This window comes from Ruegeria sp. CF8, from assembly GCF_056537285.1.
Genome location: NZ_JBQFRG010000006.1, coordinates 72,902 through 98,689 on the forward strand (window position 1 = coordinate 72,902; position 25,788 = coordinate 98,689).

The 25,788-nt window shown below is 58.1% G+C and carries 28 protein-coding genes; 14 read left to right on the forward strand and 14 right to left on the reverse strand.

What is annotated here, in order from left to right:
* Positions 1-18 precede the first annotated feature (18 nt).
* Together ACR0EV_RS14725 and ACR0EV_RS14730 are read left to right on the forward strand one after the other, a co-directional pair.
* Positions 19-2,064, forward strand: coding sequence for a molybdopterin-binding protein (locus tag ACR0EV_RS14725; RefSeq protein ID WP_480800970.1), 2,046 nt, complete (start codon positions 19-21; stop codon positions 2,062-2,064).
* Entirely contained in the window at positions 2,061-2,654 is a 594-nt protein-coding gene (locus ACR0EV_RS14730; RefSeq protein WP_480800778.1) for a GNAT family N-acetyltransferase, read from the forward strand. Before ACR0EV_RS14725 ends, ACR0EV_RS14730 begins: the two co-directional genes overlap by 4 nt.
* Here the strand turns inward: ACR0EV_RS14730 and ACR0EV_RS14735 are convergent.
* From ACR0EV_RS14735 to ACR0EV_RS14745, 3 genes are all read right to left on the reverse strand, one after another.
* The gene (locus ACR0EV_RS14735; RefSeq protein WP_480800779.1) at positions 2,651-3,646 is read right to left on the reverse strand and encodes a hypothetical protein; all 996 of its coding nucleotides are present in this window, start codon (positions 3,644-3,646) and stop codon (positions 2,651-2,653) included. The two genes, ACR0EV_RS14730 and ACR0EV_RS14735, sit on opposite strands and share 4 nt — an antisense overlap.
* A 14-nt stretch (positions 3,647-3,660) precedes the next feature.
* On the reverse strand, positions 3,661-4,131 hold the full coding sequence (gene greA, locus ACR0EV_RS14740) for a transcription elongation factor GreA (protein ID WP_171669074.1): 471 nt from the start codon (positions 4,129-4,131) through the stop codon (positions 3,661-3,663).
* Positions 4,132-4,365: 234 nt separating this feature from the next.
* Positions 4,366-4,746, reverse strand: coding sequence for a VOC family protein (locus ACR0EV_RS14745; RefSeq protein ID WP_480800780.1), 381 nt, complete (start codon positions 4,744-4,746; stop codon positions 4,366-4,368).
* 85 nt (positions 4,747-4,831) lie between these two features.
* Here ACR0EV_RS14745 and soxR point away from each other — a divergent pair, with 85 nt between their 5' ends.
* The 4 genes from soxR (at position 4,832) to ACR0EV_RS14765 (ending at position 9,701) form a co-directional block, all read left to right on the forward strand.
* The gene (gene soxR, locus ACR0EV_RS14750) at positions 4,832-5,287 is read left to right on the forward strand and encodes a redox-sensitive transcriptional activator SoxR (protein ID WP_480800781.1); all 456 of its coding nucleotides are present in this window, start codon (positions 4,832-4,834) and stop codon (positions 5,285-5,287) included.
* Positions 5,288-5,423: 136 nt separating this feature from the next.
* The gene (locus ACR0EV_RS14755; protein ID WP_480800782.1) at positions 5,424-7,073 is read left to right on the forward strand and encodes an electron transfer flavoprotein-ubiquinone oxidoreductase; all 1,650 of its coding nucleotides are present in this window, start codon (positions 5,424-5,426) and stop codon (positions 7,071-7,073) included.
* A gap of 146 nt (positions 7,074-7,219) precedes the next feature.
* On the forward strand, positions 7,220-8,890 hold the full coding sequence (locus ACR0EV_RS14760; protein ID WP_480800971.1) for a tetratricopeptide repeat protein: 1,671 nt from the start codon (positions 7,220-7,222) through the stop codon (positions 8,888-8,890).
* Entirely contained in the window at positions 8,880-9,701 is an 822-nt protein-coding gene (locus ACR0EV_RS14765) for a 4-(cytidine 5'-diphospho)-2-C-methyl-D-erythritol kinase (RefSeq protein WP_480800783.1), read from the forward strand. Before ACR0EV_RS14760 ends, ACR0EV_RS14765 begins: the two co-directional genes overlap by 11 nt.
* Here the strand turns inward: ACR0EV_RS14765 and ACR0EV_RS14770 are convergent.
* Positions 9,694-10,692, reverse strand: coding sequence for a polyprenyl synthetase family protein (locus ACR0EV_RS14770; protein ID WP_480800784.1), 999 nt, complete (start codon positions 10,690-10,692; stop codon positions 9,694-9,696). The two genes, ACR0EV_RS14765 and ACR0EV_RS14770, sit on opposite strands and share 8 nt — an antisense overlap.
* A gap of 56 nt (positions 10,693-10,748) precedes the next feature.
* Here ACR0EV_RS14770 and ACR0EV_RS14775 point away from each other — a divergent pair, with 56 nt between their 5' ends.
* The 3 genes from ACR0EV_RS14775 to ACR0EV_RS14785 all read left to right on the forward strand — a co-directional run bounded on the left by ACR0EV_RS14775 (position 10,749) and on the right by ACR0EV_RS14785 (position 12,021).
* Entirely contained in the window at positions 10,749-10,964 is a 216-nt protein-coding gene (locus ACR0EV_RS14775) for a putative signal transducing protein (RefSeq protein ID WP_152456800.1), read from the forward strand.
* The gene (locus tag ACR0EV_RS14780) at positions 10,961-11,725 is read left to right on the forward strand and encodes a tRNA1(Val) (adenine(37)-N6)-methyltransferase (RefSeq protein ID WP_480800785.1); all 765 of its coding nucleotides are present in this window, start codon (positions 10,961-10,963) and stop codon (positions 11,723-11,725) included. Before ACR0EV_RS14775 ends, ACR0EV_RS14780 begins: the two co-directional genes overlap by 4 nt.
* A 131-nt stretch (positions 11,726-11,856) precedes the next feature.
* Positions 11,857-12,021 carry a YdcH family protein gene (locus tag ACR0EV_RS14785; protein WP_083445267.1) on the forward strand — a complete coding sequence of 55 codons (165 nt, stop codon included), beginning with the start codon at positions 11,857-11,859 and terminating at the stop codon, positions 12,019-12,021.
* Here ACR0EV_RS14785 and yddG read toward each other — a convergent pair.
* The 10 genes from yddG to ACR0EV_RS14835 form a co-directional block, all read right to left on the reverse strand.
* Positions 12,018-12,884: an aromatic amino acid exporter YddG gene (gene yddG / locus ACR0EV_RS14790; RefSeq protein WP_480800786.1), complete on the reverse strand. Its 867-nt coding sequence runs from the start codon at positions 12,882-12,884 to the stop codon at positions 12,018-12,020. The two genes, ACR0EV_RS14785 and yddG, sit on opposite strands and share 4 nt — an antisense overlap.
* Positions 12,881-13,828, reverse strand: coding sequence for a transcriptional regulator GcvA (locus ACR0EV_RS14795; protein ID WP_480800787.1), 948 nt, complete (start codon positions 13,826-13,828; stop codon positions 12,881-12,883). The genes yddG and ACR0EV_RS14795 overlap by 4 nt, the downstream gene beginning before the upstream one ends.
* A gap of 298 nt (positions 13,829-14,126) precedes the next feature.
* Positions 14,127-14,849 (reverse strand): acetoacetyl-CoA reductase, encoded by a 723-nt coding sequence (phbB, locus tag ACR0EV_RS14800; protein WP_480800788.1) that lies wholly within the window; start codon positions 14,847-14,849, stop codon positions 14,127-14,129.
* Positions 14,850-15,036: 187 nt separating this feature from the next.
* Positions 15,037-16,212 carry an acetyl-CoA C-acetyltransferase gene (locus ACR0EV_RS14805; protein ID WP_170795517.1) on the reverse strand — a complete coding sequence of 392 codons (1,176 nt, stop codon included), beginning with the start codon at positions 16,210-16,212 and terminating at the stop codon, positions 15,037-15,039.
* 188 nt (positions 16,213-16,400) lie between these two features.
* On the reverse strand, positions 16,401-17,234 hold the full coding sequence (locus ACR0EV_RS14810) for an EAL domain-containing protein (RefSeq protein ID WP_480800789.1): 834 nt from the start codon (positions 17,232-17,234) through the stop codon (positions 16,401-16,403).
* Between the two features lie 111 nt (positions 17,235-17,345).
* Positions 17,346-17,534, reverse strand: coding sequence for a hypothetical protein (locus tag ACR0EV_RS14815; protein ID WP_480800790.1), 189 nt, complete (start codon positions 17,532-17,534; stop codon positions 17,346-17,348).
* A gap of 92 nt (positions 17,535-17,626) precedes the next feature.
* A complete protein-coding gene (locus ACR0EV_RS14820; RefSeq protein ID WP_480800791.1) occupies positions 17,627-18,598 on the reverse strand; it encodes a sterol desaturase family protein in 972 nt (323 codons plus the stop codon).
* The gene (locus ACR0EV_RS14825; RefSeq protein ID WP_171093718.1) at positions 18,595-18,981 is read right to left on the reverse strand and encodes a hypothetical protein; all 387 of its coding nucleotides are present in this window, start codon (positions 18,979-18,981) and stop codon (positions 18,595-18,597) included. Before ACR0EV_RS14825 ends, ACR0EV_RS14820 begins: the two co-directional genes overlap by 4 nt.
* A gap of 59 nt (positions 18,982-19,040) precedes the next feature.
* The gene (locus ACR0EV_RS14830) at positions 19,041-19,370 is read right to left on the reverse strand and encodes a hypothetical protein (protein ID WP_171179097.1); all 330 of its coding nucleotides are present in this window, start codon (positions 19,368-19,370) and stop codon (positions 19,041-19,043) included.
* A 90-nt stretch (positions 19,371-19,460) separates the two neighbouring features.
* Positions 19,461-20,027: a TlpA disulfide reductase family protein gene (locus tag ACR0EV_RS14835; RefSeq protein WP_480800792.1), complete on the reverse strand. Its 567-nt coding sequence runs from the start codon at positions 20,025-20,027 to the stop codon at positions 19,461-19,463.
* Between the two features lie 21 nt (positions 20,028-20,048).
* Here ACR0EV_RS14835 and argH point away from each other — a divergent pair, with 21 nt between their 5' ends.
* The 5 genes from argH to ACR0EV_RS14860 all read left to right on the forward strand — a co-directional run bounded on the left by argH (position 20,049) and on the right by ACR0EV_RS14860 (position 25,787).
* Positions 20,049-21,437, forward strand: coding sequence for an argininosuccinate lyase (gene argH / locus ACR0EV_RS14840; RefSeq protein ID WP_480800793.1), 1,389 nt, complete (start codon positions 20,049-20,051; stop codon positions 21,435-21,437).
* On the forward strand, positions 21,437-21,634 hold the full coding sequence (locus ACR0EV_RS14845; protein WP_480800794.1) for an argininosuccinate lyase: 198 nt from the start codon (positions 21,437-21,439) through the stop codon (positions 21,632-21,634). Before argH ends, ACR0EV_RS14845 begins: the two co-directional genes overlap by 1 nt.
* Before the next feature lie 85 nt (positions 21,635-21,719).
* Positions 21,720-21,875 (forward strand): hypothetical protein, encoded by a 156-nt coding sequence (locus tag ACR0EV_RS14850; RefSeq protein ID WP_480800795.1) that lies wholly within the window; start codon positions 21,720-21,722, stop codon positions 21,873-21,875.
* A 62-nt stretch (positions 21,876-21,937) separates the two neighbouring features.
* Positions 21,938-23,203 carry a diaminopimelate decarboxylase gene (gene lysA / locus ACR0EV_RS14855; protein ID WP_480800796.1) on the forward strand — a complete coding sequence of 422 codons (1,266 nt, stop codon included), beginning with the start codon at positions 21,938-21,940 and terminating at the stop codon, positions 23,201-23,203.
* Between the two features lie 91 nt (positions 23,204-23,294).
* Positions 23,295-25,787, forward strand: a complete 2,493-nt coding sequence (locus ACR0EV_RS14860) for a TIGR02302 family protein (protein WP_480800972.1) — start codon at positions 23,295-23,297, stop codon at positions 25,785-25,787.
* Position 25,788: the final 1 nt, after the last annotated feature.

Here is a 25,788-nt window from a genome sequence, read left to right on the forward strand (position 1 = left end):
CTGTTCCAGACCTTTGCAATGGTGGATTGGTCTGGCGGAAACGACACCGGGCCGACCCCGCGCAAAGATGCGATTTGGGCCAGCATTGTGCGTGAGCGGTGTTTGTTGGAGCCCGAGTACCTGCGCAACCGGGAGGTCGCAGAACAATGGCTTGAGGCTCTGATCCGTACCGAGCTTGAGGCCGGTCGCCGCCTGTTTTTGGGGTTTGATTTCCCGTTTAGCTATCCGGCCGGGTTCGCCCGGGCGATGACGGGTTCGGACGACCCGCTGGTTTTGTGGGACTGGTTCGAACGACGTATTGAGGATACACCCAAGGCGAACAACCGTTTTGATCTGGCGGGCCGGATCAACTTGAAGTTTGGCGGAAAAGGCCCTTTCTGGATGAACGGTTTGCGTCGTGACATCGATGGTTTGCCGCGCAGGAAAACGGACTATTCCAACCCTTTCCCGGACCGTCGCGTTGTAGAAACCCTGGCCAAGGGCAGCTTCACCTGCTGGCAGATGGCAGGTGCGGGGGCTGTTGGCGGGCAGGTAATGATGGGGCTGCCGGTTCTGAACCGCCTCCGCCACCTTTTCGCAGGGAAGATTGCGGTCTGGCCGTTTGAAACACTGGATAAGCCAGTTGCTTTTGTGGAAATCTGGCCCTCGCTCAACTTAGGCGAACCTCCTCAAGGAAGGATAAAGGATGCCTGGCAGGTCGAACAGGTCGCCTTGACTCTGTCGCGTTTGACAGAGCAGGAGTTGGATACGCAATTGAATGTCTCAGCGGCAGAGGAAGGTTGGATATTGGGTGTAGCTCAGGACAAGCCGAACATAGCCCCACCCCCATTGCGAAACGATTGTTTCGCGTTGCCTGCCGGGGTGGAGTGGACACCTGTAGACGAGGCGTTGGCCTATCTGCGCGACAGATTGCATCCGATCACGTCAGTGGAAACGCTTGCGCTGACCAAGGCAAGTGGCCGCATTCTGGCCGAGGACGTGATCGCCCAACACTCAAATCCGCCACAGCCCAACACGGCCGTGGACGGGTTCGGGTTTACGGGCCCCGCACCGGATGGCACGCAGGTCATGCCGCTGGTGGATGGGCGCGCGGCAGCGGGAATACCGTTTGACGGTCATGTGCCGAAAGGTCGGGCTTTGCGTGTCCTGACGGGCGCTGCACTGCCTGCCGGTGTGGATACGGTTATTCTGGAAGAGGATGTCACGGTCAAAGACGGCCATATTGCCTTCCGCGGCCCGCTGAAAAAAGGCGCGAACACGCGGCGCGCGGGTGAAGATGTGGTGGTAGGTGATATGGCTTTGCCCGCCGGGCGTCGCTTGACTCCTGCCGATCTTGCGTTGCTGTCTGCCGTGGGCATCGCGCAGGTGAATGTGCGTCAGCCGCTGCGCGTGGCGGTGGTCTCGACTGGTGATGAGTTGATCGAACCCGGAGAAAGCGCCGGCCCTGGACAGATTTTCGATGCCAACCGCCCGATGCTGCTTTCGTTGATCGAACGCATGGGATTTGTGCCTGTTGACATGGGGCGTGTCGCGGATGATCGGAGTGCATTGCGGGACCGGTTGGATCAAGCCGCAGCGCGGGCTGATGTGATCCTGACCAGCGGCGGCGCGTCTGCCGGTGACGAAGATCATGTGTCTGCCCTGTTGCAAGAGGCGGGGGCGATGCAGCACTGGCGGATCGCGTTAAAGCCGGGGCGCCCGCTGGCTTTGGGTTTGTGGTCAGGCGTGCCGGTCTTTGGCCTGCCGGGCAACCCGGTGGCTGCCATGGTCTGCACGCTGATCTTTGCGCGCCCCGCGCTTAGCTTGATGTCGGGCGAAGGCTGGACGGAACCGCAAGGGTTTGACGTTCCTTCCGCGTTTGAGAAACGCAAAAAACCGGGCCGCCGTGAATACTTGCGTGCCAGGATGCGGGATGGGCGGGCCGAAGTGTTTCATTCGGAAGGCTCGGGCCGGATCAGCGGCCTCAGCTGGGCCGAAGGGTTGGTCGAAATCGAGGATGGCGCGCGGCACATCAAACCGGGCGATACAGTGCGTTTCATACCGTACGGGAGCTTTGGTATTTGACCATCGCAATTTCATCCGGCTTCAGTGATCACGAACGCGGGCAGGCAGCGGCGCTGTTCTGGCAGGCGTTCTCGTCCAAGCTGCACAAGGTCATGGGGCCCGATGAAAGAGGCTTGGCCTTTTTTGAAATCGCTCTGAACCCGAATTTCGCACTCGTCGCGCGCGATGACGCGGGCCATATGTTGGGGCTGGCGGGGTTCAAAACGCGCGACGGTGGTTTGGCCGGTGGCAGTATGTCTGATCTTGCCGGAACTTATGGCTGGTTCGGGGCCATGTGGCGCGCCTGCATATTAAGCCTGCTGGAACGTGAACTGAAACCGGGAGTGTTTCAGATGGATGGCATATTTGTCGCCGCTGAAGCCCGTGGCAGAGGCGTGGGTACGGCCCTTTTGAATGCCATTAAACAAGAGGCCCGCGATCGGAACATGTCAGAGGTTCAGCTGGATGTGATCGATACCAACCCGCGCGCCCGGGCCTTGTACGAGCGCGAAGGGTTCCGGCCAGTGGCTGAGGAAAAAACCGGGCCTCTCAAATACCTCTTCGGCTTTAGCAGCGCGACCAAGATGTCTTGGCCTGTGGCACATTCCTAGTCGAAGGTTCCTGCCACGCGACCCAACAACATAAAGGCCCTGGCAGTACGCGTTTCACCCAGTGCGCTGAGTTCCGAGTCGCTTGCGGTGGGTTCGAACTCGGCCATCATCTTGTCAAAACGGCGCAGGAAATGATGGGCAGCGTCGCGGAAAATCGGGTCCTGTTTCATGCGTGCCGCTGTCAGCGCCAGAGAGGACCTGTCGCGGACACCTCCTAACGCGGCCACAGCGCGGCCGCGTGTGCCTTGGGCGAATTGGCGCCAGATTTCAGGCCGGGCCATGTCAGGACGCAGGTCATCCATATAGATGCCTTCCTGGCTGAGCAGCGTCAGAACGTCCTGCGAGGCTTGCACAAGCTGCGCTGTCTTGCGGTCTTTCAGCGCGACGCGCAGTGCATTGAACCCTTCGGTATCATCCTGCGTTTCCGGGAAGTTCAGTGCCCGGATGAAAATGGCTGTGCTGAGCGGCGGCGCGATGTCTTCCGCAGGCGTTCCCAGCTCAAGCGAGGTTTGGTCGCCCGAAGCAGAAGCTTGCGTCGCACTTGCAGTCGGACTGGTGCGCTTGGTCGAGAACGTCGCCAGCGCGTTTTCTGTTTTCCGGGTGGCCGCTGCGATTTCGTCCAGCTTTTTGGTCACAGCAGGCTCATAAGTGCTGGAGGCCCGCTGCTGCTGCGCCACATAGGCCTGCCGGATCGCATCAATCGCCGTTTGCAGCCGCGCGCTTTCTTCACGCATGACCCGGCTGGCACGCATCGCTGTGGCCGCAACCCAGATCATGGCCACGGGCATGAACACCGCCAGGAAGGTGACGATGAACCCACCGTTTTGACCCCGCTCGGGAAGCACCAGAAAGACAACCGACACCACCAGCCAGATCAGGCTGAGCACAAGGGCAGCGATCTCAATCTCGGTGACAGACGGCGCCTTTGGGCGATCATAGATGCCCAGCGAGGTCGGTTTTTCGGTTTCCGGGTCAGGTTTGGGCCCCGACATTACATGCGCTCCGGTCAGGCGTACTCGATACTCAGAATTTCGTAGGAACGCACGCCACCGGGGGTGCGCACTTCAACACTGTCGCCTTCGTCCTTGCCAATTAGGGCACGGGCGATGGGGGATTTGATGTTCAGCAGGCCGGCTTCAATATTGGCTTCGTACTCGCCAACGATCTGCCAGGTTTTCTCTTCATCAGTGTCTTCGTCGACCAAGGTCACCTTTGCACCGAACTTCACTGCCCCAGACAACTTTGCCGGATCAATGACATCGGCCAGCGACAGAATGCCTTCCAGTTCTTTGATGCGGCCTTCGATGAAACCCTGCTTTTCACGGGCCGAGTGATACTCGGCATTTTCCTTCAGGTCGCCCAACTCGCGCGCCGAGGCAATCGCTTCGATGATCGCCGGGCGTTCAACGGATTTGAGGTTCTTCAGCTCAGCCGCAAGCGCGGCATTGCCCGCAGGCGTCATCGGGATCTTTTCCATACTCTCTACGTCCACGTATAAATTGAGTCGCCCCGCCGCACGGAAGCGTCGGGGCGAATGTTGGGTTGGCAGTTACCTGACCCAAATACTGCGTGAAATGCAAGGGGGGACAGCAGTTGCAGCGATCAATTCGCGACTTCGCGCCGTCTTGTGGATTTTGGCTGCGGTCTGTGGCGATGATCAGGATGCCGGGATCTGTGCCATCGCTGCGAAGGGGTGCAGAGCCACATCATCTCAATCATATTGTACAACCTCGAATTCGATACCGTTGTCGTCGCGGAAATAGAACCTGCGCCCCGGTTCGTAGTCCGCGTGGTTATGAGGCTCGAACCCTGCTTTTCGAACTTTGGCTTCGGTCGCATCGATATCTTCCACCAACACGCCGACATGGTTCAGGCCACCAACAACGTCATAGCTGCTGTTGGCCAGGGGTTTAGGGTCTTGCGGCGTGTAAAGCGCCAGATATGTATGCGCACTGCCCACATGGACTGTGTAGCCACCCAAGGTTGCCGGTCCTTCCCAACGGGTTTTCCAGTCAAAGACCTGTTCCATCCAAGCGGCTGAAGCCTGTGGGTCGCGGACAGTGAAATTGGTGTGTTCAAGCGTTGCCATCATAGGATCTCCTGTTTTTTTGGCTTGTCCCGACTAACGGTAATTTCTAAACCTAACTTTAGGTCAAGGTATTTTTTTTGAGGATGTGATGGCTGTTTCAGAAGGGCTGGCAATCGGCGCATTGGCCCGGCGTACCGGGTTGGCGGTGTCGGCTATCCGGTACTACGAGGCGCAGGGTTTGATATCACCTTGGCGCAATGCGGGAGGTCAGCGGCGTTATCAGCGTGCAGATATTCGGCGATTGAGCTTTGTGATGATTGCGCAGCAGTTTGGTCTGACCCTGCCCGAAATCCGCGAGGTGCTGTCGGGCTTGCCCGGACACCGCACCCCAACGCCGCAGGATTGGAAGGACATAAGCGTGCAACTGCGTGCCCATCTGGATCAGCGAATCGATACGTTGACGCGGTTGCGCGACAATCTGGACGGGTGCATCGGGTGCGGGTGTCTCAGTCTGCCAAAATGTGCGCTTTACAACCCCGATGACCGGATAAAATCCAATGGTAGCGGTCCCAGGTATCTGATGGGGGACACACCAGAAGCTTGAAGTGTCGAATAGCGGCATTGTTACGCCGTGTTTCGATTGACCAAGGTCTTTGCAACCATGTAATCAGCCGTGAAACAATATTGCGCCGACCGCATGTAGAAAGCGCCAATTCGGAAAGTTAGCTAAGGAGCCCGCGATGGCCGAGATTGAACGCGAAGCGATGGAATACGACGTGGTGATCGTGGGTGCAGGCCCTGCGGGCCTGTCGGCGGCCATCCGTCTGAAACAGCTGGATGCCGACCTGAACGTCGTGGTTCTGGAAAAAGGCTCGGAAGTTGGCGCGCATATCCTGTCGGGTGCAGTGCTTGACCCCTGTGGCCTGGACGCTCTGATCCCCGATTGGAAAGAAAAGGGCGCTCCGCTGAATGTGCCTGTGCATGAAGACAACTTCTACATGCTGGGCGAAGCGGGCAAGCTTCGTATCCCCAACTTCCCGATGCCGCCGCTTATGAACAACCACGGCAACTACATTGTCTCGATGGGCAACGTCTGCCGTTGGATGGCGGAACAGGCAGAAGAGCTTGGCGTTGAAATCTTCCCGGGCATGGCGTGTTCGGAATTGGTCTATGGCGAAAACGGCGAAGTCAAAGGCGTTGTCGCCGGTGTATTCGGTCTGGAAGCCGATGGCTCCTACGGACCCAACACCGAGCCGGGCATGGAACTACATGGGAAATATGTCTTCCTGTCGGAAGGTGTGCGCGGCTCGCTGTCCAAGGAAGTGATCGCCAAATACGATCTGCAAGCCGGTAAGGAAGTGCAGAAATACGGCGTTGGCATGAAAGAGATCTGGGAGATCGACCCGGCCAAGCACAAAGAAGGTTCGGTCACGCACACGATGGGCTGGCCGCTGGGCAGCAACGCCGGCGGCGGGTCGTTCATCTATCATCTTGAAAACAATCAGGTCTATGTCGGTTTCGTGGTTCACCTGAATTACAAGAATCCGCACCTGTATCCCTACATGGAATTCCAGCGCTTCAAGCACCATCCGATGGTGGCCGACCTGCTGAAAGGCGGCAAGCGCGTGGCTTATGGCGCGCGTGCGATCACCGAAGGCGGCTATCAGTCGATGCCCAAGCTGGTGGCACCGGGTGTGGCGCTGCTGGGCTGCTCGGCGGGCATGGTCAACGTGCCGCGCATCAAGGGCAACCATAACGCGATGCTTTCAGGTAAGGCTGCGGCAGAGGCCGCGTTCGACGCCATCAAGGCCGAGCGTTCGGGTGATGAGCTGACCGCATACGAGACCGAAGTGCGCGATGGTGCCATCGGCAGCGATTTGAAGAAGGTCCGGAACGTCAAGCCGATCTGGTCGAAATGGGGTCTGACCGCGTCGCTGATGCTGGGCGGTCTGGACATGTGGACCAACACGCTGGGTTTCTCGCTGTTCGGCACGGTCGGACACGGCAAGAACGATGCAGATTCGACCGAAGATGCAAGCAAGCACCAGCCCATCGACTACCCGAAGCCCGACGGCGTGCTGTCGTTTGATCGCTTGACCAACGTGTCCTTCGCCGCGACCAATCACGAGGAAAGCCAGCCTTGCCACTTGCGACTGGCCGACCCCGAAGTGCCGGTGAAGGTCAACCTGCCCAAGTTTGACGAACCAGCGCAGCGCTATTGCCCGGCTGGCGTCTATGAGGTGGTCGAGGATGAGACAACCGGTCCGCGATTCGTCATCAACTTCCAGAATTGCGTGCACTGCAAAACCTGCGACATCAAGGATCCAAGCCAAAACATCACTTGGACCACGCCGCAGGGTGGGGACGGTCCGAACTATCCCAACATGTAAGCAAAAAACTGGGCACTGGCAGGGTCGTGAAGGCTCTGCCATTGCCTCTTGCCAGCCAAAGCCCTAGCTTGTTTGTCAGTCAACGATAGCAAGGCAGGATTTCGGTGGTTTCCCTGGTTCGTCGCGCGGCTCTGTCCGTGCTGCTCATGTCGTCGGTCGCAGTCCCGGCGTTCTCAGACTCGGGCGCAGGGTCGTATCTGGCCGGGCGGCAGGCAATTTACGAAAGTGATTATACCGCTGCCGAGCGGTACTATGCACAGGCTCTGAAATTCGATTCACAAAACCCGTTGCTTTTGGAAAGCGTTGTGGTGGCACGCCTCGCGCTGGGTGAGATTGAGCGCGCCTTACCTATTGCCGAGCAGATCGAAGAAGCGAACCTGCCCAGCCAGGCCGCGCGCATGGCGATTGCGGCCAATTTGGTTGCAGATGGCAAGTTTGACGTCCTTCTGACCCGCAACCCGGAAACTCAGGGCGTCGGACCGCTGGTGGACGGCTTGATGGTCGCCTGGGCCCATCTGGGCCAGGGTGAAATGACCAAGGCGATGCAGCAGTTTGATACGGTAGCCACGCAAGACGGCCTGGAAGAATTTGCGTTGTATCACAAGGCCATGGCATTGGCCTCGATCGGCGACTTTGAAGGTGCCGAAGCGATTTTTGCGGATAATGACGGTGCGGTTGCGCGCTTTACACGCCGGGCGGCATTGGCACGAACAGAAGTCCTGTCGCAACTGGACCGGAACGAAGACGCCATTCAGTTTCTCGAGGACGTCTTTGTCGCCGGTAGCGACCCGACCATAGAGACCTACACCAGACAGCTGGAGGCGGGTGAAACACTCCCCTTCACCCATGTCCGCTCGGCGCGGGATGGCATGGCCGAGATTTTCTTTACCGTCGGAGCTGCGCTGAATACCGAAGCGTCGCCGGACTACGTTCTTCTCTATACACGATTGGCCAGTTTTTTACGCCCTGATCACGTAGATGCCATTCTGCTGAGCGCTGATCTTCTGGATCAACTGGAGCAATATGATCTGGCGGTTTCTGCCTATCGCATGGTTCCGGCAGACAGCAACGATCACCACGCGGCTGAACTAGGCCGGGCCGAAGTTCTGGACCGTTCGGGGAAAACCGATGCTGCCGTTGAGGTTTTGCAAAACCTTGCAGCGCAAGACCCCGACCTTCCGGGTGTGCATGTGGCCTTGGCCGATCTGCAGCGACGTCAGGAAAACTACCAGGCGGCAGTGACGTCTTATGACACTGCAATCGGGCTGACGGACAACGCAGCGGGCGGCAACTGGTTCTTGCATTATGCCCGTGGCATCAGCCATGAGCGGCTGAAACAATGGGATCAGGCCGAAGCTGACTTCCGGCGGGCGCTTGAACTGAACCCGGACCAACCGCAGGTTCTGAACTATCTGGGCTATTCGCTTGTCGAGCGTAAAGAGAAGCTGGACGAGGCGCTGGACATGATCCAACGCGCCGTGGCAGCCCGCCCGGACAGCGGCTACATCGTCGACAGCTTGGGCTGGGTCCTGTTCCGTCTGGGTCGCTATGACGAAGCGGTTGAGCAGATGGAACGCGCCGTTGAGCTGATGCCTGTCGATCCGGTGGTGAACGACCATCTTGGCGATGTCTACTGGGCCGTAGGCCGTGCGCGCGAGGCTGAATTCCAGTGGAAACGGGCGCTGTCCTTCATTGATCCCGAAGATACCGATGGCGAAGCCGACCCAGAGCGCATTCGCCGCAAGATCGAAGTTGGGCTGGATGCCGTTTTGGCCGAAGAAGGTGCAGAGCCTTTGAAGGTCGCTAATGGAAATTAAGGCGTTTGCGCCAGCCAAGATCAACCTGACCCTACATGTGACCGGCCTCCGGACAGATGGCTATCACCTGTTGGATTCATTGGTGGTTTTTGCTGATTTGGGCGATCAACTGACGTTCAAACCCGGCCCCGCATTGTCCATGGATGTACGCGGCGAGTTTGCCGATGGCGTCCCCGCGGACAGCCGAAATCTGGTGTGGAAGGCCGCCGAGGGCGTGGGTTGGACCGGACAAATCGATCTCAGCAAATCCTTGCCCCATGGAGCCGGCATTGGGGGCGGCTCGTCGGATGCTGCGGCCACGCTTGGGGCTTTGGCTGGGCAGGGTTATGACGCCCCGCCGGGTCTGCCCCTGTCACTTGGGGCAGATGTGCCCGTCTGTCAGGAAAGCCGAGCAATCAGAATGCAGGGCATTGGTGATCAACTGAGCGCAGTGAACTTGCCGCACTTGCCCGCGCTGTTGGTCAACCCGAATGTGCATGTGCCAACGGGGGCCGTGTTCAATGCGCTGGCGAGCCGAGACAATCTGCCGATGCCTGAGCATATCCCTGATTTTCAAAACACCACCGACTGCGCCTTGTGGCTAAACGATCAGCGTAACGATTTGGAAGTACCCGCCATGGGCGCTGCGCGCGAGATTGAACAGGTTCTGGACGGGCTGCAAGCGACCAATCGCGCCCTTATCGCGCGCATGTCAGGTTCTGGGTCAACCTGCTTTGCGTTGTATCCGACGATGAAAGACGCACACTTCGCAGCTTATGAGATTGGCGCAGCCCATCCTGATTGGTGGTGCCGCGCCACACAACTCAATTGAGGCGCGAAACCACGTAGTCCGCCAGTTCACGCAGCAGGCTGCGAATTTCGTGATCCGGTAACACATCCAGCGACGCCTTGGCCTTGTTTGCCCAACCCAAAGCGTCTTGCCGGGTCTCTTCCAGCGTGGCGTATTTGCCCATCAAACGCAGCGCATGATCCAGATCGCCGTCCTGTTGACGGCCTTTTTCAATCGTCCGCTCCCAGAATGCGCGCTCGTCCGGTGTTGCTTGGGCCACGGCTTTGATCACCGGTAGGGTCAGCTTGCGCTCGCGGAAATCATCGCCCACGTTCTTTCCGGTTGCTTTGCTGTCGCCCTGATAGTCCAGCAGGTCGTCTGCGATCTGGAAGGCAATCCCCAATGAATCGCCGTAATCGAACAGAGCTTTAACTTGTTCTTCCGAAGCGCCAGCGATCACACCACCCACTTCGGTTGCGGCGGAAAACAGGGCGGCTGTCTTGCCGCGAACGACCTGCAGATAGACGCTCTCATCCGTACGCAGATCGGTAGCTGCTGTCATCTGCAGCACTTCGCCTTCGGCAATCGTGGCAGAGGCGTTGGCCAGAATGTCCAGCACCCGCAGCGAGCCGGTTTCGACCATCAGCTGGAAGCTGCGTGAAAACAGGTAATCGCCGACCAGAACGCTGGATTTGTTGTCCCACAGCAAATTTGCAGTGGGACGACCGCGCCGTTGGGCGCTTTCGTCTACCACATCGTCATGCAGCAGCGTCGCGGTATGGATAAATTCGACCGTGGCCGCAAGCCGCACATGGTGATCACCGGTATACCCAAAAAAGCGCGCCGCCGCCAATGTCAGCATCGGACGCAGTCGCTTTCCGCCCGCTTCCACAAGATGTTGCGTCACCTCTGGGATTCGTGGCGCATGGTCCGACGCCATCCGCGTGCGGATCAGGCCGTTTACGGCCTCCATCTCGCCCGCCAACAATTCGGCGAGGCGCTCATGCGGTTTTGAAATCATGTCGACGGTCATCACACTCCTGATACAAGGCTCGACTTCCGCCTCGCCTTGCCCTTACATCCATCCCCATGAAAGAACTATTGCGCAGTACCGATCCGACAATCCTGGCCTTTGCATCCGCTCTTCTTGAAGGCGAGGATATAGACTGCTTTCAGATGGACGTAAATATGAGCATCCTCGAAGGTGGTATCGGAATCTTTCCGCGCCGCCTGATGGTGCGGTCCGAAGATCTGACTCGCGCCGAACGTGTGATGCGCGATAACGAGATTCCGCTGGGCCGATGACCCGCTTTGAAGACAAAGAACTGACCCGTAACGATTTCCTGGGTGGCCGGGTTCGACTGCTGCAACCCGAAGCCGGTTATCGCGCCGGTGTAGACCCGGTTTTTCTTGCCGCGTCAGTGCCTGCCCGGACCGGTCAGTCGGTGTTAGAGTTGGGGTGTGGCGCGGGGGCTGCTATTCTGTGCTTGTCCGCTCGGGTGCCGGGTTTGAAGCTGACTGGGGTCGAATTACAGTCGACCTACGCAGATTTGGCGCGTCGGAACGCAGAAATGAACGGTGTAGACCTGGATTTGGTCGAAGCAGACCTGACAGTTTTGCCAACAGCAATCCGGCAGCGTCAGTACGATCATGTCATTGCCAATCCCCCCTATTACCGGGCCGGAGCACATAGTCGCGCCAACGACACCGGCCGCAGCATCGCGTTGGGAGAAGACACACCTTTGCAGGACTGGATTTCCGTGGCGGCCAAACGTCTGGCCCCGCAAGGGTATCTGCACATGATCCAAAAGGCAGATCGCCTGCCGGATATGATCGCGGCCTGCGTCGGCAGGCTGGGTTCGCTTGAAGTGCTGCCTCTTTGTGCGCGTACTGGCCGTGAGGCCGAACTGGTGATTTTGCGGGCGCGCAAAGGGGGCCGTGCGGCGTTTCGCCTCCACGCACCTTTGATTCTTCACGTGGGTGAACGCCATGAAACGGATGGTGAAAGCTATACCAAGCAGGTTTCCGCAGTGCTTCGGCAGGCTGCTCCGTTGCCCCGGTTCTGACGTCGATCGGCAATGACCAGCCGATTTTGTCGGATTTATTACAGATTCTGTGCTTGTGCAGCGTGACAGGGTGGAAACGATGTGGTCAACTTCTTACGTGAACTACACACACGTAAACAAGGAGGATCGCAATGAGCGTGAGCGCACATCTGACGGAACTGAAGAAAAAGCACGAATCTCTCGGTCTCGAAGTGGAACAAGCCCAACGCTCGCCGGGCATTGATGATCTCCATATTGCTCAGTTGAAGAAACAGAAGCTCAAACTGAAGGAAGAGATCGAACGCCTGTCTGCCTAAGATTTCAGGCTGGCGCGGGCTGCGATCAAGGCCCCGCCGGTGATCAACAAGGCCGCGATCGCAAGCCCCCAGGATGGGGCGGCGATCCCGGCCACAACCAAAGCCAGCGTTGACAACAAAGGGGCCGCGTAAGACGAGGTTCCAAGCATTTGAATGTCGCCTTGCTTGACCCCGATGTCCCACACATAGAATGCAAGCCCGACAGGCCCAAGGCCAAGCGCCAGAACCGACGCCCAGCCAAGGGGCGTGAGCGGAAACACTGTGTCTTCCAAAAACACGTGCAGCAGGCCAGACGCCACTGCGGCTGCAAGGCAAAACACTGCGACCGAACTAGTGGGCGTGTCGCCCAGCTTACGAGACAGAACGGAATAGCCTGACCATGTCAGAGCGCAGAGCAGGGCCAATGCATATCCGGGCAGGTGTTGGGCCTGAAAACCAGCGCCGCCGCCACCTGCGATGATTACGGCCGCACCTGCAAAGCCAAGACAGGCCCCGATCATATGCCCGATGCGTAGATGCTCGCCGGGTAGCAGTCCCGACATGAGCACGATGAGCAAAGGCCAGAGATAGGCGATCAGCCCAGCCTCGGCAGCTGGGGCCATGCGCAGGGCAGAAAAATAAAGGGCGTGATACCCGAACAGACCCAAAGCACCAAACAAGTAGGTGGTCCAGGGAACGCGTTTCAAACTGCTCAACCCGCCCGTGGCAGCGGCCCAGATCAATCCAAGTGTGCCACCAATCGTAAAACAGATTGTGTTCAGCAATAGGGGCGGCGTGGGAGCAGAACCGACCGTGAATAACGCCAGCAAAGCCCACAGCAAGACGGCCACAAAACCGATGGCCGTTGCGCGCATTTTGGTCATCGGTTGGAAACCTCTTCAATCGGTATGATCTTGAACTCATCCGATATATGCGCGGTTTTTTCAATCTCGGTTAGGAACCAATCGCGAAACGCCGCGATCTGAGGTTTCTTTTCGGCCCCGGGAAGGCAAAGAAACCTGAACCGCCCCTGTGTTTCCAACGCCACCTTGAACGGCGCGACCAAGCGGCCTTCGGTCAAGTCCTTGAGAATCATGGCGCGTCGCCCAAGCGCCACGCCAACACCTGCGACGGCGGCATCAATCGCGTGATCGGCATTTGAAAAATGCGCGCCATGGGTCGGCGTGAAATCGACCCCTACGGCACGAAACCAGGCAGGCCAGTCGCAGGGCGGGGTCAGAAAATTGATCGAATCGTCATGGATTAAGGGGGCGTGCCGCAGGCTTTCCGGAGTGTCGAATTGTTCCGCCAGTTCCGGTGTCATGACCGGTGTCAGCCATTCCTTTCGCACGGGGACGGAATACAGCCCTTCGTCAGCGGAATTCCCAAAGCGGATGGCGACATCCACATCGTCCCTCTCAAGGTCCATATTGCGCAGAGTGGCCGAGAACTTCAGATCAATTTCAGGATGCGCACGGGCAAACTCGTAAAGCCGCGGCGCCAACCATTTGGCCGTCAAAGCTGGACCGGCGGTCACAGTTAGGCTGATGTCATCTTCCTGCCTGCGCACGGCGCGCCATGCGGCTTGCAATGCAGCAAAGCCTTCAGCGGCACCGGGTGCCAGAGTGCGGCCTGCCTCGGTCAGCTCTACGGCCCGGTTCAGACGGCGAAACAATGGTCGGCCCAGATGTTCCTCAAGCGATTTGATCTGAAAGGACAGGGCTGCTGGCGTCACATGCAGTTCTGCCGCGGCTTTCGCGAAAGACATATGTCGGGCTGCAGCGTCAAACGCACGGAGCGCGGTCAGCGGGGGAAGATAATCGCTCATAGTGAAGTAAAACTTAACTGAAGACCCAAGAAAGCTCGTTTGTAGCTCTCATAAGTAACCTTCATATTCATTTCAGGTCAAACAAAACTGATTTGAATAGGAGACAGCCATGATCGAGATGACGACAAATCCCGCCGCCCAGATGGCGATCCTGCGCGCCCATCAAGAACGCAGCCGTGTCATTTGGCAATTCTGGAAGCGCATTTTCGGTTCCCGCTGATCGCAGCGCGCGCGATCTTACGGGATAAGAAAGGGCCGGCCCAAAAGGACCGGCCCGTTTTTTCATCTGATAAATGGATCAGACGAAGAACTGCGCACCGTTGGCCGAGATGGTCGAGCCGTTGATGAACTGCGAGTCGTCCGAGGCCAGGAACGCTACACAGCGTGCGATTTCCTCGGGCTCGCCCAAACGGCCTGCCGGGATTTGGCCGATGATGGATTCGCGGACCTTTTCTGGTACAGCCATGACCATTTCAGTTGCGATGTAGCCGGGGCAGATTGCGTTGGCTGTGATACCCGCGCGCGCACCTTCCTGCGCCAGGGACTTTACGATGCCCAGGTCGCCAGCTTTGGTCGCGGCATAGTTCACTTGCGCAAATTGACCTTTCTGGCCGTTGATCGAGCTGATGACGATCACGCGACCAAACTTGCGTTCGCGCATACCGGGCCAAACTGGATGAACTGTGTTGAACACGCCGGTCAGGTTGGTGTCGATCACGTCTTTCCACTGATCGGGTGTCATTTTGTGGAACGGTGCGTCACGTGTGATACCCGCGTTGGCGACAACGATGTCGATGGGGCCAACCTCGGCTTCGACTTTTTCGATGCCCGCTTTGGATTCGTCATAATCAGCGACGTTCCACTTATAGGTCTTGATACCGGTTTCTTCGGTGAACTTCGCGGCGGCTTCGTCATTGCCTGCATAGGTGGCGGCAACATTGTATCCTTCAGCTTTGAGCGCCTTGGAAATTGATGCGCCAATACCGCGGGAACCGCCGGTGACGAGTGCTGTACGTGCCATTTATGACTCCTTCAATTTTAGTCGTCTTGGTAATGCTGTTACTCTGAGAGGTGATCGTGCGCAATATTGTTTCGTCGTGGATCTGATCTTTTCGGGTGGCAATATCGTCGCATCCAAGGGGTATGAGCCTTTTGTAACAAAAAAGGGCGTCCGACGGACGCCCTTTGATATTTAGGTTTCAGTGCACTTAGTCGCGCTCCACACACAGCGCGACACCCATGCCGCCACCAATGCAGAGGGTCGCCAGACCCTTCTTGGCGTCGCGGCGCTTCATTTCGAACAGAAGCGTGTTCAAGACACGGCAGCCCGATGCGCCGATCGGGTGGCCGATGGCGATAGCGCCACCGTTTACGTTTACGATCGACGGATCCCAGCCCATGTCCTTGTTCACGGCGCAGGCTTGCGCGGCAAAGGCTTCGTTGGCCTCAACCAGATCCAGATCGTCAACCGACCAGCCTGCCTTTTCCAGCGCCTTGCGCGAAGCGTAGATCGGGCCGACGCCCATGATCGACGGGTCCAGACCGGCGGTTGCGTAGGACGCGATGCGGGCCAGAGGCTCAATCCCGCGTTTCTCGGCATTTTCTGCAGACATCAGCAGGGTCGCCGCAGCACCGTCATTCAGGCCCGACGCGTTGGCGGCAGTAACCGAACCATCTTTGGTGAAGGCCGGGCGCAGTTTGCCCATGGCTTCAATGGTTGCTCCGTGGCGGATGTATTCGTCCTTGTCCATCACGATGTCGCCCTTGCGGGTCTTGATGGTGAAGGGCACGATTTCATCTGCGAACTTGCCAGCCTTTTGCGCTGCTTCGGCCTTGTTCTGCGAAGCAACTGCGAATTCGTCCTGCTGATCACGGCTGATTTGCCATTTCTCGGCCACGTTCTCTGCGGTCTGACCCATGTGATACCCGTTGAAGGCATCCCACAAACCGTCGCGGATCATCGTGTCGATATACTTCATGTCCCCCATTTTGTGGCCTGCACGCAAAGCGGCGGCGTGGGGCGACAGGGTCATGTTTTCCTGCCCACCGGCGGCAACGATGTCTGCGTCACCCAGCTGAATATGCTGAGCGCCCAGTGCGACAGCGCGCAGGCCCGATCCACACACCTGGTTGATCCCCCAGGCCGCGCTTTCCTGCGGCAGACCGGCGTTGATGTGGGCCTGACGTGCGGGGTTCTGCCCCTGGGCGGCTGTCAGAACCTGTCCCATGATGGTTTCGCTGACTTCGCCTTTGTCAACTCCGGCGCGCTCTACAACTGCTTCCAGGACGGCAGCGCCCAGATCATGTGCAGGGGTGTTCGCAAATGAACCACCAAAGCTGCCGACGCCTGTGCGTGCAGCGGATGCGATTACTACATTGGTCATATGGTCAGTCCTTTACCGTCATGGGCCAGCGGAATTTCTGACGGCGCAGGTCGAGAGGTGCCCCCCGAAACAAGAGCGCCCCGTGTTCCCCGCTCAAGTACCCATGCAATAGCGTAGTGCTGCACTTGCAGCAACGGACAGCTTGTCTCAGCGTTGAAAATGAGGGGAGTTTGCTGATTGACGTTAGGTCAACTTCCTGTTTTTGAACGCCTTTCCTGCTTCCAGGGGGCGGTGACACTAGGTGCACCAAACAGGTATCCTTGCATGCAATCCACACCGCTGGACGCTAAAAACGCTGCATCTTCCTGTGTTTCAACCGATTCGGCGGTGACCAGAATTTCAAATTCACGGGCGACAGCGATCAGAGCACGCACCAGTGTCTGATTGTCGGGATTGTTGCTGATACCTCTGACAAACTGTCCATCAATCTTTACGGCATCGAACAAGAACTCGCGAAAATGGCGAAAGCAAAAATTACTGGCACCGAAATCGTCCAAAGCAAATGCGATGCCACGATCTTGCAGGCGGTCCATGAAATCGATCACCAGTTCCGGCACTTGCATGGCAGAGCTTTCCGAAATCTCAAGGATCAGCCGTTCGCCCAACGAAACGTCCCGCTTTAGGAACCGATCAAGTGTTGCCGACCACCTGGAATACCCGATCGAGCGGGCTGACATATTGATCGATAGCCTGATCTCGGGGTTTCTCACCAGTGTTCGCAATCCAAATTCCAGTGCAACGCAATCCAGATCCCGGCCAATCGGGGTGTTTTCGAGTTGTGGCATGAACTCGCGTGCGGGAATAACCCTTCCGGTTTCATCCAGTACCCGTATGAACCCTTCATAAAACGCAATGCCATTAGGAGCATTTGCCTGTACGACCGGTTGAAATGCCAGCTTGCATTGTTTGTGCTTCACCGCTTCGGTTGCCATCTGCACAATAGAACGATCGCGAGTCGACACCGCAGCGTTCAGCGGGCTTTCTGACCCATCGGGCACATTCAGTCGTTTCTTGTTTCCCATAGCGGCGATTCCCATCAGCCCGTGACAGACGGTATGTCCGGGGCAGGTGTTTCGACACAGTTTCGGGGGAAACAGATGAATCTGCGGTTAAAGGGATAGTAGTTTGTGGAATTACCGTGAGGCGTTCCAGGCACGGGCCACGGACGTCGCTGCGCTCAACACTGCTCCTAAGGCGCCCGACATCATCAGCGCAAAGCCCAATGCGATCCATACCGGCGAGACGGTGTTCAAGGCTGCGATCATTGCGAGTACAAGGCCGGACAACCCGACATAGGTTGAAATGACTGCCAAACGGTTCATACCGACCCTCGTTTACTCTTTGTCTACAGATGAGTGTCGATATGGACCATGAAGTCTGAATTTCAAGTGTAGCAGGCGTACGACCGCCTGTTTCACACACGCTCTGCCTGCCCACTGGGCAGTTTTTTGTCGAAACGCTCAAAACCGGGCGTTCCGCGATCTTCCGGATGACGGGCTAGGTGTTTGGCCTTTATCTGGTCCGAGTTATCGCGGCTGCCGTCGTGGCTGTATCCCGGCGGGGCAAAACAGTAGGCCAGTCTTTGACGCAAAGTCAGACCGCTTTGGGTCGCGTCCCGCCAGATGCCGACCCATTCGTGAAAGGCCACGCGCAGCGGGTTGAAAGTGCCGATATTGTGAACCAGTCCGAAATCAACCCGGTCGTTCTCTTGCTCGGGTACAAAGGTTCCGAACATCTTGTCCCAGATGATGAAGACACCCGCATAATTGCAATCCAAGTACCGCGCATTCCGGCCGTGATGGGCGCGGTGATGGCTGGGTGTGTTCATAATGGCTTCGAACCAGCGGGGCATCTTTCCGATAGCCTCGGTGTGAATCCAGAACTGATAGATCAGGTTTAACCCGCCGACGAACAGGACCATGGCAGGATGAAACCCGATCAGGATCAAAGGCGCGCGCACGACCATCATCAGCGTAAAGGTATAGGTCCAGGGCTGCCGCAAAGCGGTGGTCAGGTTGTAATGCTGTGAGCTGTGGTGATTGACGTGGTTTGCCCAAACCCAGCGGATGCGATGTCCAAAACGATGCACCCAGTAGTAACGAAAATCGTCCAGCACAAAGCACAGAATGATCACCGGGATCGACGTGCCAAGATCCAGCGGTGTGATCTGCCACAGCCACATGAAAAAGCCATAGGCAATGAAGCCCAGCAGAAACCCGGACGCGATATTGCCTGCACCCATGATTAGAGAGGTCACTGCATCACGCGTTTCGTATCGCCCACCTTTCCCTTTGACGGCGATCCACAAAAATTCCGCCAAAATCGCGGCCACAAAAAAGGGAACCGCCCACTGAACGGCATCGGGGAAACTGATCTGGTCGGTCATTCGGGCTCCATCAGGTGACGCCAGTGGGCGCGCTCAATTTCGTCCAGGTGGATAAGAGTGCCTGGGGTGCCGAAGTCATGAAACTGGATTTCAAAGCCTTCTGGGTGTTCGATCCAATCGAAATCCAGCAAATGTCGGGCCACAGTGTCGGCACCGAAGGACCACAGCAGCCCGGCACCGGTTTCGGTACGTACCAGTGCCGCGTGACGGTCATTCGAGATCGTGACATCAATGATGGTGTCGTCCGGTGCATGCCGCAGCCATTGCGCGCGTGCGGTTTCGGGTGTCAGCACAAAAGGCTCCGAACGGCCCGTCAGATGCAAAAGCAATGTGATCCCGGCGATTCCTCCGACCACCAGAACCAATAATATTTCCAACGGCATCCCATCCTCCTGCGGACACCCTGCAAAGACGCGTTGGGGCTGTCAAAGGTGGCGTTGCGTCAGGTGCGTTCCAGACGTTCAAGGATTTCGTACTGAACAACACGCTGGACAAAGGGCACCAGCCCATCTGGGCCTGATGCCCGATCCTTGAGATGGATACAGATATCCGGACGGCGGGCGGCAATGATACCAACCATCTCACCGCGTATCGTATCATCCAGACCTGCCCCCAAAATGGCGCAGGTGATCCGAGGTTCGGCATCCAACTGCTTTCGGACTTCGTCCGTGTCATGCGCGCCCAGCCATTGAATCGGCAGATGATCCAGTTGTCTGGCCACATCGCCGATCACGTTTGGCAGCTTCCCAATCAAAAGAACCACCGGTTTCATCGCAGCCTCCTTCCCATAAGGTTACAAACGAAAACCGACCCATTCGGGCCGGTTCAAGTGTAGCACAAACAGGGGGAAGCCGCGCAGGCGTCAGCTATTGGCTTCCACAAGCGTCGAAATAATTGCTTTGGCGCTGTCCGAATTCCATTCGGCATCGCCGATCAGGCGCGCAATTTCCTGACCTTCAGGGTCCAGAATTACTGTAATGGGCAGCGCGATCACGCCGAATTCCCGTGCAGCAGCTGAGCTTGGGTCCTGATGGCGCGGGAGGTTTTCGATGCCATTTTCTTCAAAGAACTTGGTGATCCCAGCGGGAGAGTTGCGACCGGTGGCCAGTGTCAGGACCTGGAACTTGTCACCTCCGAACTCTTCCTGAAGCTCCGCGATCTGCGGCATCTCTTTGCGACACGGCGCACACCATGTGGCCCAGAAATTCAACAGCACGTATTTGCCCTCGTAATCCGCCAGCGTGCCGACACCACCATCATCTTCCAGCTGGAACTCGATCGATTTTGCGGGTTTGGGTTCCTTATGCAGGATCAAGCGTTTCAGGCTGTCTTCCCGAAGGGGGGCAAGCGTTTCCGCATCGGTCGCCAAAGCGGCGTTTGCACCCAGCGCAAGGGCCATATAAAGGGGGATCAGACGAAATAGGCGCATATCAACTCCGGGTTTTCTTACATGACCGATCAATCCTCGAACCAGATGTGGGGCGGCCGCTTTGCCGCCGGTCCAGACGCGATCATGGAGGCAATCAACGCCTCGATCGGGTTCGATCAGCGGATGGCAGCCCAGGACATCGCAGGCTCGCGCGCCCATGCCGCCATGTTGGCTGCCACAGGCGTCATAAGTGATAGTGACGCCGAAGCTATTCGGGAAGGGCTGCTCACCGTTTTGTCAGAAATCCAAAACGGTGAATTTCAGTTTTCGACCGCTTTGGAAGACATTCACATGAATGTCGAGGCGCGGCTGAAAGAGGTGATTGGTGAGCCCGCAGGCCGTTTGCACACAGGTCGTTCGCGTAATGACCAGGTGGCGACCGATTTCAAACTCTGGGTGCGGGATCAGTTGGACGCGGCGGAATCGGGCCTTTTGGCCCTGATCCGCGCGCTTTTGGCGCAGGCTGAGGCAGGTGCCGATTGGGTCATGCCCGGTTTCACCCACCTGCAAACCGCGCAGCCGGTAACATGGGGCCACCATATGATGGCCTATGTCGAGATGTTTGGCCGTGACCTGTCTCGTGTGCGCGATGCGCGCGCACGCATGAATGAATCTCCACTGGGTGCCGCAGCGCTGGCCGGAACGTCGTTCCCTATTGACCGCCACATGACCGCCGAAGCGCTGGGCTTTGACCGCCCCGCTGCGAACTCATTGGATGCTGTCAGCGACCGCGACTTTGCGTTGGAGTTCCTGTCGACCGCGTCAATCTGCGCCGTCCATCTGTCTCGTTTTGCCGAGGAACTTGTGATCTGGTCCTCAGCCCAGTTCCGGTTTGTGACCCTATCCGACCGCTTCTCGACAGGGTCTTCGATCATGCCGCAGAAGAAGAACCCTGACGCGGCCGAGCTGATCCGCGCCAAAGTGGGGCGTATCTATGGGGCCAACACCGCGCTGATGATGGTGATGAAGGGCCTGCCGCTGGCCTATTCCAAGGACATGCAGGAAGACAAGGAACAGGTCTTTGACGCTGCCGATAACTGGATGCTGGCGCTGGCTGCGATGGAAGGCATGGTGAAGGATATGACCGCCAACCGGGACAGCCTGGCAGCGGCTGCGGGGTCTGGTTTCTCGACCGCGACCGATCTGGCTGACTGGCTGGTGCGGGTTTTGGGCCTGCCGTTCCGCGATGCACACCACGTCACCGGATCGCTGGTGGCCATGGCTGAAAGCAAGGGGTGCGATCTGCCTGATCTGACGCTTGAGAATATGCAATCGGTTCACGCAGATATCACCGATGACGTCTATTCTGTTCTTACCGTGCAAAACTCGGTAAACTCGCGCCAGTCTTACGGCGGTACGGCCCCTGATCAGGTACGTACCCAGATCGAACGATGGAAGGCGTTGGTGTGATGACAGCTGTTCGTGTGCTTGCATTAGTGGCATCTGGCCTTCTTTTGGCCGGTTGCGGGGCTGATGGAGAGCCGAGCCAGCCGACGGCAGTTCAACCTACAGCCAGTGCGACGATTGGCGTGGGTTCGGGCGGAACCTACGTCGCCGGCGGCGTTGGCCTGAGCCGGGGGCCGCTGGGGATCTATCTGGGATTCTGAAAATCTATGTTGTACAGCCGGACCTGATACCCCACCTATGACACGCGTAACGTTGCGCAGAAATTTAAGACGAAAAGACGCTGACATGAGACTTGTAGGACTGATTCTGGCATTCGCTACACTAGCGGCGTGCGACCCTTCTACCGCGCCGCGTCCGGAACCTGCGGCCGAACCCAAACAGTCGGGCAGTGGCATTTCGATCTCGGGCTATGGCCGCGTGGGTGTTTCAACCAGAAATTAAACGGGTGCAATGGGTTCAGAATCCATTGATCCGTAGTCCTCTTCTGGTCTAAGCGCGCAGGTATGGATCATTTTCTCTACCGCGACGGCGCGCTTTTCGCCGAGGATGTCCCTGTTTCCGAAATCGCAGCAGCGGTCGGAACCCCGTTTTACGTCTATTCGACGGCGACACTGCTGCGGCATTTCAAGCTGTTTGATGACGCGCTTGAGGGTACCGATCATCTGGTCTGCTATGCGATGAAGGCGGCCAGCAACCAGGCCATTCTGAAAACGCTGGCGCAGGCGGGCGCGGGGATGGATGTGGTTTCGGGCGGGGAATACCTGCGTGCCAAAGCCGCAGGCGTTCCGGGCGACAAGATCGTCTTTTCTGGTGTTGGCAAAACAGCGGAAGAGATTCGGACAGCGCTGACCGGAGGTATCCGTCAGTTCAATGTTGAATCAGAGCCTGAGATGGAAGTGATCAACGCTGTTGCGTTGGAGCTGGGCGTTGTCGCCCCGATCACCGTTCGGGTGAACCCGGACGTAGATGCGAAGACCCACGCCAAGATCGCAACCGGCAAGTCCGAAAACAAGTTCGGCATTCCGATTGCCCGCGCGTCCGAGGTCTATGCTCATGCCGCCAGCCTGCCGGGCTTGGAAGTGATAGGCATCGACGTCCATATTGGTTCGCAATTGACCGAGCTTGAGCCATTTGAGCTGGCCTATACCAAGGTTGCAGAGCTAACCGAACAGTTGCGCGCTGAAGGTCACAATATTCGCCGCCTCGATCTGGGTGGCGGGTTGGGCATCCCCTACACCCGTTCGAATGACGCGCCACCGTTGCCGGTGGAATATGGCGCCCTGATCAAGAAAACACTCGGCCATCTGGGCTGCGAGATCGAGATCGAGCCGGGCCGCCTGATCGCGGGCAATGCTGGGTTGATGGTTAGCAAAGTGATTTACGTGAAGTCTGGCGAAGGTCGCGATTTCCTAATCCTCGACGGTGCCATGAACGACCTGATCCGCCCGGCGATGTACGAGGCGCATCACGACATCGTTGCGGTACAGGAACCGGCGGCTGGGGTTGAACAGCAACCCTACGACATCGTGGGTCCGGTATGCGAATCGGGGGATACCTTTGCCAAGCAACGCAATATGCCGGCTTTGAAATCAGGGGATCTGATCGCCTTCCGTAGCGCAGGCGCGTACGGAGCGGTTATGGCCAGCGAATACAACACCCGCCCCCTGATCCCCGAAGTTTTGGTCAATGGTGATCAATTTGCAGTCATTCGTGAACGGCCAAGCTTTGACGAAATCATAAACCGCGATACCATACCTTCGTGGCTCTGATGCGATAACCGCACGGGCCCAACCCCGGAGGCCCGCCTTGACCAACAGATCAAACCTGCCCATTCCGCGCTTGTCCTTGTGGTTGACCCACATGGGCATGGTGGCTGAACAGGTATTGCGTGCGTTCTGGCCGCTGTTCTCGATCCTCATGGTTCTGCTTGCGGCTTTGATGTTGGGTCTGCAAGACCAACTGTCCGTTGAGATCGTTTGGGGCGCGGGCGCGCTGTCGTTGATTGCGATAGTTGTGGCGGGTGTTTGGGGGCTGAGAAGAGTTAGCCTACCGTCTCGTGCGGATGCGCTCATGCGGTTGGATGAGACATTGCCGGGTCGTCCAATCCAGGCCCTTTTGGATGATCAGGCGATTGGGTCCGCAGATCAGGATTCGGTCGCACTGTGGCAAGCTCACAAAGACCGGATGGCGCAGCGCGCCGCAGAGGCTGCACCTGCCAAACCTGACCTGCGGTTGGCGTCGCGTGATCCTTACGCGTTGCGCTATGCAGCGCTGTTGGCTTTTGTGGTGGCGATCCTGTTCGGCTCGTTGTGGCGCGTAGGTTCGGTGGCCGATATGACGCCGGGAACCGCAAATGCAGGGCAAGGCCCGACCTGGGAAGGTTGGGTTGAACCCCCGAGATACACCGGCCTGCCAACGCTGTATCTTGCGGATCAAGCCGATACAGAGCTGTCAGTCCCGAAAGGCAGCCGCATTACCCTGCGGATGTATGGTGAGGTCGGCGCACATAGCCTGACTGAAAACAGCTCGGTCGTGGGCACTCAGGCTGCAACCGACCCCGAACAGGAATTTGTGGCCGAACGTTCTGGCCAAATGCGCATTGAAGGCCCTGCAGGCCGCGAATGGGCCGTTCAGGTCATCGACGATGCAACACCGAAGATCGCTGTTGCCGGATCTGCCAAAGCCGAGGCGGGCGGGCAAATGAAGCTGCCCTTTGTCGCCAGCGACGACTATGGCGTGGTCTCGGGCTCGGCCCGGATCGAACTGGATCTGGCGTCGGTCGAACGCCGTCATGGTCTGACGATCAAGCCCGAGCCGCGCGAGGTGATTGAGATCGAATTGCCGATGCCGATCACCGGCGACCGTGCGGATTTCAGCGAAGATCTGATCGAAGATTTTTCGCAACATCCCTGGGCTCACCTGCCGGTGAAGATCACCCTGATGGCGGTGGATGCGGCTGATCAGCAGTCGGCGTCCGAGCCATTTATGACTGCGTTGCCGGCCCGTCGATTCTTCGACCCGCTGGCGGCAGCGGTGATCGAACAACGGCGTGATCTGCTCTGGTCGCGGTCCAATGCGCCGCGCGTGTCGCAGCTGTTGCGGGCGGTCTCTCATCTGCCAGAGGATTTGTTCCGGTCGGACACTGCTTACCTGCGCTTGCGGGTGGCCTTACGGCGGCTGGAAGCCTTCCAGACTTACGGAGCGCTGAACCCGGAGCAGCAGGAAGAGATCGCGCAAGCCCTGTGGGAGCTTGCCGTGTTGATCGAGGATGGCACCTTGGCGGACGCATTGGAACGTATGCGGCGCGCACAAGAGCGTTTGACCGAAGCGATGCAAAACGGGGCTAGCGACGAAGAAATCGCCGAGCTTATGCAAGAGTTGCGCGAAGCGACGCAGGATTACCTGCAGCAGCTACAACGTCTTGCTCAGCAGAATGGTCAGGAAGGCGAAAACCAGCCCGGACAGAGCGGTGAATCCCTACAGATGACGCAGGATGACCTGCAGCGCATGATGGACCGCATTCAGGAGCTGATGGAGCAAGGCCGTATGGCCGAAGCCCAGCAGGCGCTGGAAGAGTTCCAGCAGATGATGGAAAACATGCGCGTGACCCAGGGCCAGGGGCAAGGCCAACAGTCCGAAGGGCAGCAGGCGATGGAAGGTCTGGCTGAAACCCTTCGCGAACAGCAAGGTCTGAGCGATCAGGCGTTCCGCGACTTGCAAGAACAGTTCAACCCCGGTGCGCAATCCGGTGAAAGTCAAGGCAATGAAGGCCGCAATGGCGGGCTTGGCCGGGGGCAAAGCCACGAAGGTCAGGGTGGTCAGGGCCAAGGCTCGGATCAGGCCGGAGAGGGTGAGCAGGGGCAGGGATCACTGGCGGACCGTCAGCAGGCCCTGCGCAATGAGTTGAATCGCCAGCAACAGAATTTGCCGGGTGCTGGTACACCTGAAGGTGACGCCGCCCGGGATGCGCTTGGCCGCGCCGGTCGTGCCATGGACGAGGCGGAACAGGCCCTGCGCGGGGATGATCTGGCCGAGGCCATTGACCGTCAGTCAGAGGCCATGGAAGCGCTGCGCGAGGGGATGCGTTCACTGGGAGAGGCCATGGCCCAGAACCAGCAAAACCAGCCGGGTCAGGGCACGCAGGAAGGTGAGGCACAAGCCAACAACCGCGATCCTCTGGGCCGCAACCCCGGGGCCGGTGGTTCGATATCAACTGACGAAAACCTGCTGCAGGGCGAAGACGTCTATCGCCGGGCGCGCGAGTTGCTGGACGAAATCCGCCGCCGGACCGGAGAAACGGACCGCCCCGAGATTGAGCTGGAATACCTCAAACGTCTGTTGGAGCGGTTTTAAC